At 25.8% G+C, this 6,395-nt stretch carries 14 protein-coding genes and 1 pseudogene; all 15 read right to left on the reverse strand.

From position 1 onward, the window contains the following. Positions 1 to 39: 39 nt before the first annotated feature. Positions 40 to 396, reverse strand: a complete 357-nt coding sequence (locus ABGF45_RS05345) for an HNH endonuclease (RefSeq protein ID WP_408104567.1) — start codon at positions 394 to 396, stop codon at positions 40 to 42. 285 nt (positions 397 to 681) lie between these two features. Continuing rightward, complete coding sequence (locus ABGF45_RS05350) at positions 682 to 1,074, reverse strand: hypothetical protein (protein WP_408104568.1); 393 nt, start codon at positions 1,072 to 1,074, stop codon at positions 682 to 684. Next, positions 1,028 to 1,219, reverse strand: a complete 192-nt coding sequence (locus ABGF45_RS05355) for a hypothetical protein (protein ID WP_408112672.1) — start codon at positions 1,217 to 1,219, stop codon at positions 1,028 to 1,030. Before ABGF45_RS05355 ends, ABGF45_RS05350 begins: the two co-directional genes overlap by 47 nt. Beyond that, complete coding sequence (locus tag ABGF45_RS05360) at positions 1,219 to 1,416, reverse strand: hypothetical protein (protein WP_408104570.1); 198 nt, start codon at positions 1,414 to 1,416, stop codon at positions 1,219 to 1,221. Before ABGF45_RS05360 ends, ABGF45_RS05355 begins: the two co-directional genes overlap by 1 nt. Then, entirely contained in the window at positions 1,413 to 1,712 is a 300-nt protein-coding gene (locus ABGF45_RS05365; protein WP_408112671.1) for a hypothetical protein, read from the reverse strand. The genes ABGF45_RS05360 and ABGF45_RS05365 overlap by 4 nt, the downstream gene beginning before the upstream one ends. Further along, positions 1,681 to 1,842: a hypothetical protein gene (locus ABGF45_RS05370; protein WP_408104572.1), complete on the reverse strand. Its 162-nt coding sequence runs from the start codon at positions 1,840 to 1,842 to the stop codon at positions 1,681 to 1,683. Before ABGF45_RS05370 ends, ABGF45_RS05365 begins: the two co-directional genes overlap by 32 nt. After that, entirely contained in the window at positions 1,839 to 2,204 is a 366-nt protein-coding gene (locus tag ABGF45_RS05375) for a RusA family crossover junction endodeoxyribonuclease (RefSeq protein WP_408104573.1), read from the reverse strand. The genes ABGF45_RS05370 and ABGF45_RS05375 overlap by 4 nt, the downstream gene beginning before the upstream one ends. Beyond that, a complete protein-coding gene (locus ABGF45_RS05380; protein WP_408112670.1) occupies positions 2,204 to 2,548 on the reverse strand; it encodes a hypothetical protein in 345 nt (114 codons plus the stop codon). The genes ABGF45_RS05375 and ABGF45_RS05380 overlap by 1 nt, the downstream gene beginning before the upstream one ends. Beyond that, positions 2,548 to 2,799 (reverse strand): hypothetical protein, encoded by a 252-nt coding sequence (locus ABGF45_RS05385; protein WP_408112669.1) that lies wholly within the window; start codon positions 2,797 to 2,799, stop codon positions 2,548 to 2,550. Before ABGF45_RS05385 ends, ABGF45_RS05380 begins: the two co-directional genes overlap by 1 nt. Then, positions 2,799 to 3,170 (reverse strand): hypothetical protein, encoded by a 372-nt coding sequence (locus ABGF45_RS05390; protein ID WP_408112668.1) that lies wholly within the window; start codon positions 3,168 to 3,170, stop codon positions 2,799 to 2,801. The genes ABGF45_RS05385 and ABGF45_RS05390 overlap by 1 nt, the downstream gene beginning before the upstream one ends. Positions 3,171 to 3,304: 134 nt before the next feature. Beyond that, complete coding sequence (locus ABGF45_RS05395) at positions 3,305 to 3,757, reverse strand: single-stranded DNA-binding protein (RefSeq protein ID WP_408112667.1); 453 nt, start codon at positions 3,755 to 3,757, stop codon at positions 3,305 to 3,307. 10 nt (positions 3,758 to 3,767) lie between these two features. Next, positions 3,768 to 5,117 (reverse strand): PcfJ domain-containing protein, encoded by a 1,350-nt coding sequence (locus ABGF45_RS05400; RefSeq protein WP_408112666.1) that lies wholly within the window; start codon positions 5,115 to 5,117, stop codon positions 3,768 to 3,770. Beyond that, positions 5,117 to 5,575, reverse strand: coding sequence for a Cas9 inhibitor AcrIIA9 family protein (locus ABGF45_RS05405; protein ID WP_408112665.1), 459 nt, complete (start codon positions 5,573 to 5,575; stop codon positions 5,117 to 5,119). Before ABGF45_RS05405 ends, ABGF45_RS05400 begins: the two co-directional genes overlap by 1 nt. Positions 5,576 to 5,610: 35 nt before the next feature. Then, the gene (locus ABGF45_RS05410; protein ID WP_408112664.1) at positions 5,611 to 5,931 is read right to left on the reverse strand and encodes a hypothetical protein; all 321 of its coding nucleotides are present in this window, start codon (positions 5,929 to 5,931) and stop codon (positions 5,611 to 5,613) included. Between the two features lie 88 nt (positions 5,932 to 6,019). Next, positions 6,020 to 6,395 (reverse strand): annotated as a pseudogene (locus ABGF45_RS05415) (hypothetical protein); the annotation flags it as partial.

Raw genomic sequence — 6,395 nt, forward strand, 5'->3', positions numbered from 1 at the left:
GGAGGGGGTGTACCCCTATTATATAAAGTCTTTTAAAACTCAATTTAAGGCTTTATATGATAACCAATCTACACTATGTGGTAAGTGTCTATTACCTAATATTTCTACATTTTTTTTATTGTTTTTTAAATTATCTGAAGCAAATAACTTATCACTTTTCTGCCTGTTACAATAATGATGAGCTATTTGTAAATTCTTAATATCTGACGGGTGCCCGCCTTTTGCGATTGGTAAAATATGATCTATTACAGCACACATTGGATCAGGATATTTAAGAGACTTATCAACTGGCTTCCCACATATTCCACATATATCTTGTGTTTTTAATATTTTCTTTTTATTTGATTCATATACAGCTCTATGGCTACCAGTCCTTTCAGGTCTTTTTATAGGCATGATTCTCTCCGTTGATATTTATCCCCTCGGGTATTTTTAATCCCCTAGGCACATATTTTAAATACCTCCCTATGAGTGTTTTTATTATAAGGGGTATAAAAAATAGACACAAAAAAGACAACTTCTCTAATCTGTGTAATCAAAATTATTAAATGGAGTAAAACATGAAGGTAGCAGAAGTTGCCCGAAAAATTGTTGTATTATATTGTCTATATTTTTACAATACTAGTATAGCACCTTTATTTTTCCCTGGTGTTGCAACTTTTTTTATTTTATTAAATTTTATTAAAATATTTCTAAATCTTTTGCAACTTGATATATGAATTTACTTTTCCATCTACCATATGTTGATCTATCTGCATATATAGGATATGCTGCATTGTACATTATATTGTTCCAAATTCCTTTTCTGTATTCTTCAGGAATGCTTAATAGTGCATTTTCTATCACTTTAACTTGAGTAATATACTTATCTCTTTTCATTACTATATTTTCTGTTTGATTTGTTATTTTATTTGTTGATTGTACTTTATTAAAGTTAGGCTCTGGAGATTCTTCTATTAAGCTATCACATATATCTTTTAGTCTGTAGTAGTCTCTAATTACCCAGATAGTTTTTTGGTATACGACTCTATCTATTATGTATTTCGTATGCTTTTTTCTTTGATAGTCTCTCATAGTTTCTTATATCCTTTATTTCTCTTTGTATTGATATATATTCTTGAACTTCTTCTCCATTCCAATTATGTTTGCCTTTTATCTCTAATTCTCGTGCTTGTTTTTCTAAAAAATAAAATTTTTTGTTGTTTTCTAATCGATTCATTATTTAACCTCAATTTTTTCTATGATTTTTTTTATTTGAATATCTTTATACATTCTTGCAGCCTTTGTCTTATGAAATTCAGCTTGTGCAAGTGATGAGTATAGAGTGGCATTATCTAATATAGTAGGTGCATATGTACCTCTTATACTTTGCTTTAAATATCCTTTTTTAGTTAAAAGTGTAAATTTTACAATCATAGCCATTTCCTTTCAGGAAGTTTTATTTCTACCCCCGTTTCTTCAAGTACAGTATCTCTTATATCTTTGAAGTCTAGTAGTCCAATACTCATATCTTTTATAAGTGTTGAAGCATGTTCCATAAAGTCTCCTAATCTCTTTTTGCCAAATCCGTACTTATCTCTTAAAACTAATATACTTATATAAAACATTATTGCTAAACTTACATCTACAGCTTCTTTTTTAATTCCTTCTTTTGCGTTGTGATTAAGTGCTTGTTGTAACTTAATCATTCTTTCCTTTTGCTTCTTTTTCATTTTTTACCTCAATAATATTTTTTTGTATCCAATAATCTATTTTATTTCTGATTTCCTTTATTCTATAACTATCTGCATGATTCCATGCTAGATCTTCTAATTCATCTAATAAGTCTTGTATACTCCTCATTGATTTACCTCTACTATTTCAATTTCAACTCTTTCATTTTCCTTATCGATATAAAATTTATGACTTATATTTCCTATCTCTTTCCAACCGTCATTTTTAATAACTCCAGCTGATTGAAGTCCATCAAATATAAATTTTTGTCCTGCCATTATATTGTCTTTATCTCTTTTTTTATTTTGGCAATACCAGGAAAAAATAAAATCTGCTTTTTGATTTAATTTTTTAATTTTGTAAATCTTACAATACCAAGCCACTAATTCTGTATACTTCTTTTTTTGTGCATTACTTATTATTTTATTTCCTCTTGCTTGATATATAATTTCATTTAATCCTGGTAACCTATGTGGAATAATTAATTTCATCATTCATCCAGCATATCTAATTGATTGTTTTTTACTTTAACTATTCCAAATTCATTTCCGATTTTAACTAATTCACAGTCTTTGAATGTTAATCTATATGTATCTTGATAGTTATGTGATAATTTTGTATTTGTGTCAAATGTTATTTTTGGCTCTTTATAGCTAACAACATTTTCTCCTACAAAAGTATCTTTTTCAGTAACTGATAACTTTAACTTTAATGTTATTGTTGCTTCATCAAAATTTTCTGAATTTATCTGAATTAATGCTTTTTTTATATGATTATCTAAAGTGTTTAGTATAGGCTTAAACATTTCATCAGATGTGTTTATATAATTTTTCATTATTCAATCACCTCCGATTTCCTTTTTATATCTCTTATAATTCTTCCAGCATTTTTGTGTGATACTCTTGGATAATACTTATACAAAATATTTTCCAATTCTATATCATCAATATAGTATTTCTCTTTAATCTTTTCTCCATAGCTTTTTATATCATTACATATTTCATATGCTTTCGTATTTGATAATACTTTTGGGGTGTAATACAACAATACTTCTAATAATTCTTTTTCACTTATCTTTATATTCATTATATTTCCTCTTTCAAATCCTCTTCCTTAACAAATATTCCATTAATCATCTTGCCTTTTCTTTTTGATATTTCATTATATGCAAGTTCTACACATTCTCTTAATGTTGTATCTCTTTTTATCGCATAAAACGAAATAATAAATCCTAATATGCTAAAATTATTAAATTCATATATTTCAGGTATTTCATTTTCTGATATTCTATTTAATTCAAACGAAACACCATTTAACCATTTTATTTCATCATTACCACAAAAGTCTTTAACATTATCAATGTCTCCATCACATTCAAATTTAATATAATTACTCTTAGCTCTTTCTAATCTGTCAAATAAATATAATGTTTTTTCTTCGTCTTTTGTGTGTAGCAATATTCATATTACTAAAGTTACATATACATCTCCTATGCTATCTTTAATCATAGATAAATCATCTTTACACATAGCTTTAATCAGTTCTGACATTTCTTCAATTGTTTTTAGTCTTTGTCCTGCAACTGTTCCTTTTAAAATGGTATTCTATTATCGTCAACTGGATTATATTCTGCTGTATATTCAAAACTATCAGTTTGGTTATGATAATCTTTATAGCCTTGAGTTTGGTCTATTCCGTTATTAGAATTTTTCCAATCAATAAACTCTACATTGTTAGCTAACACATCTGTTGTATATATTTTTTGGCCGTCTTTTTCGTATGATCCAGTTTGAATTGACCCGTTAATTATAATTCTTGAGCCTTTGTCTAAAAATTTAGCAATATTTTCTGCTAATGTTCCCCAGCCTACACAATTAATAAAATCAGCAGTTGGCATTCCTTTTGATTCCAACTCTTGTTTTTTATCTTTTGATAAGTTTTTTTCTACAGCTATATTAAGTCTTATATATGCTTTATTGCTTCCTTGTAAATATCTTAGCTCGGGGGTTCTCGTTAATCTTCCCATTAATACAACATTATTCATTTTTTCTCCTTTATTTTGTAGTAACTAACTTTTCCCATTTTTTTGCTACCTTTAATACTTCTTCATCAGGATTTTGATTATTCTTACCTCTTATTTGTTGAATTTTATTGTTGTTAAATTCTATTGTATATAAAGACTTATTAATGTTGTTTATATATCTCATAAATATAATCATTGTTTTTCCTTTTAATATTCTTTCTACATAACTACCTACGCAATGATGTAAATTTTGTCCTTCTTTTAGTACTTCTCTTGAGTTTTTTGGAAGTATAAATGCAAAGTTATCTATTTTTTTTGATAATCTCTTCTGTTTAGATATACTATTCTTAAATTCTATATCTTCTTTTTTCTTTTTCATTCTATTAAATACTTTAACTAACCTATCATGTTCTTTTTGTAAGTCATTTGGTGTTACATTATCTTTATTAACTTCTATATCTAATTCTTTTAGTAGATTTAAGTAATCAAAATACATTGATTTATTGATATTATTTTTTATTGCCCAATTTTGAAATTTAACTATACCTATAACATCTGGTATTTTAGATAAATCTTTATAATTTAAGATGTCTTCAATACCTGGTATTATTTTTCCTTTTAATATTTTTATATTTTTTTCTAATAATAAATAATTAAAGTCTTTATCAGTATTTTTTAATAAGCTTTTGTTTTCTTTAAGCCATTTTTTTGTGATAACTCTCATATCATAATTTGCATTCATTCTTATAATATCTTCAGCAATTTTATTACAATTTATTTTTTGTAAATATTCTATTTGATTTCGATATTTATATAAATGGCCAATGTTATGAACATTAATTCTAAATCTATCTAACTCTAAATTTAGATATCTTAATTCTGATATTTCTTTTATTTTTTCTTCAAAATTATTTGGATAAAACTTTACATTTGTATAGTAACCATTCATTATTCCTCCATAAATTGGGGTTAATCCAAAAATATAATTTTTTCTTTTTGCTTGGTAATTATAAAAATAATCTTTAGTTACTTTTATATGCTCATTATTTTGATATAATTCATAATTCACTAATTCATACTCAATACTTTGGATTCCTTTATTATAAATTGAATCAAATTCATAAGTTTGTATTTCTATCCTTTGTTCATTAACAATTATGATTGCAAAAAAATGCTTTTTTTCAAAAAAATTTAAATGAGTGTTTACTGTTAATCTTTTAAATGTTTCATAACAATTTTTTCTATTAGAAGATATTATTTTATTTTTGCTCTTAAATGTTATAGTTGGTATTTGTGATTTACACCAACTAAAAAATTCTTTACCTGGTTTAATTCTCTTATTTATATATTGATTTGCAGTTATCTTCTTTTTATCACTCATTAGAACATCCTCACTTGCTCAAATTCCTGGTCTTTAATTCTGAAAATATCCTTATTTTTATTTTCTTTCTTAATTTCTGATTTAATCTCTTCTTTGGTTGAATTTTTAACATCTTTATTATTGTCTTTTTTATTTTCTTTAATTTTTGTATCATTTACTGACACATCAGCTTTTACATTTGATTGATTTATCTTGTCTTTTATAAAATATTCTCTAACCCATTTATATACAGTATCATTATCTATCATTATTGATCTGCTGCTTTTTGCGATTTTTTTTGCTTTTCCAGAGCAGTATTCAATAGATCCTTTTATCGTCCTATCTTCTTTAAGTATTCCTAAAAATAGCTTTTCATCTTCCTGCTCACATAAATAGTTATGTATTACATCTTCTGTAGATGAATGTTCTTTATTCATCTCTTCAAGCATTTTAGCTAAAGCTTTTTCTTTAACTGTCATTTTTAATCTCCTTTAATTAACTGTAGATAACTTTTTTATTTTTCTTCAAAATTTACTTTTTTTATTAATAAATCTTTAATATATCCCCAATCTGTAGCATTGTATATTTTTATACTTTCTCCTTCTCTTAATTTAACAAAATGTGTTACTTTGTTTTCCGTACTTTGATTTTGTTCCTTTTTAGATAAAGATTTCATTATATTGCAAGTTCTTTCTAAATTCATACTAGTTGTAAACTTTAATCTTCTTATTTCACTTTTATTTTCTTCAGTATCTAAATATAATTTTATTAATCCTAATATTATAAATACTAAAAATCCTATTATTGTATATTCTGTTATTGTTAATTCCGTCATTTTATTCCCTTTCTTTTCATGTGGATAACTTTTTTTAAAAATTTAAATGTGGATAACTTTTGTTTATCGTTCTATGTGGATAACTTTTTTATTCCTTTTTTCTTAACTTGAGATATATGCTCCAGCCTAATAAGTCACTATGCACCTCTTCATATCCATTTTCTTTATCTGCAATGTAATATCCTGGATATTGTTCTTCCCAATACGATAAATCTTTTTGATTTCCTACTATTGATTGAATTTTTTTCCTGGAGTATTTATAGTCATTTGTTCTTGAATATGGTCTTTCAAGATTTTGGCTACTGCTCCATCTTCTCTTGTTGGTAGGTTGTTTAATCATATATCCAGCTATTGCAGCTAATCCAGTATTAGGATCTGGTTGAAGTCTTTTAGGATTAGCATATCCCATTCTTTTTTTATTTTTTCCTCTTCCTTTGCTCCACAACTCTTCTAATATATCTCTA

The sequence above is a fragment of the Helcococcus sp. KG196 genome, assembly GCF_046035495.1.
GTDB classification, from domain to species: Bacteria; Bacillota; Clostridia; order Tissierellales; family Peptoniphilaceae; genus Helcococcus; species Helcococcus ovis.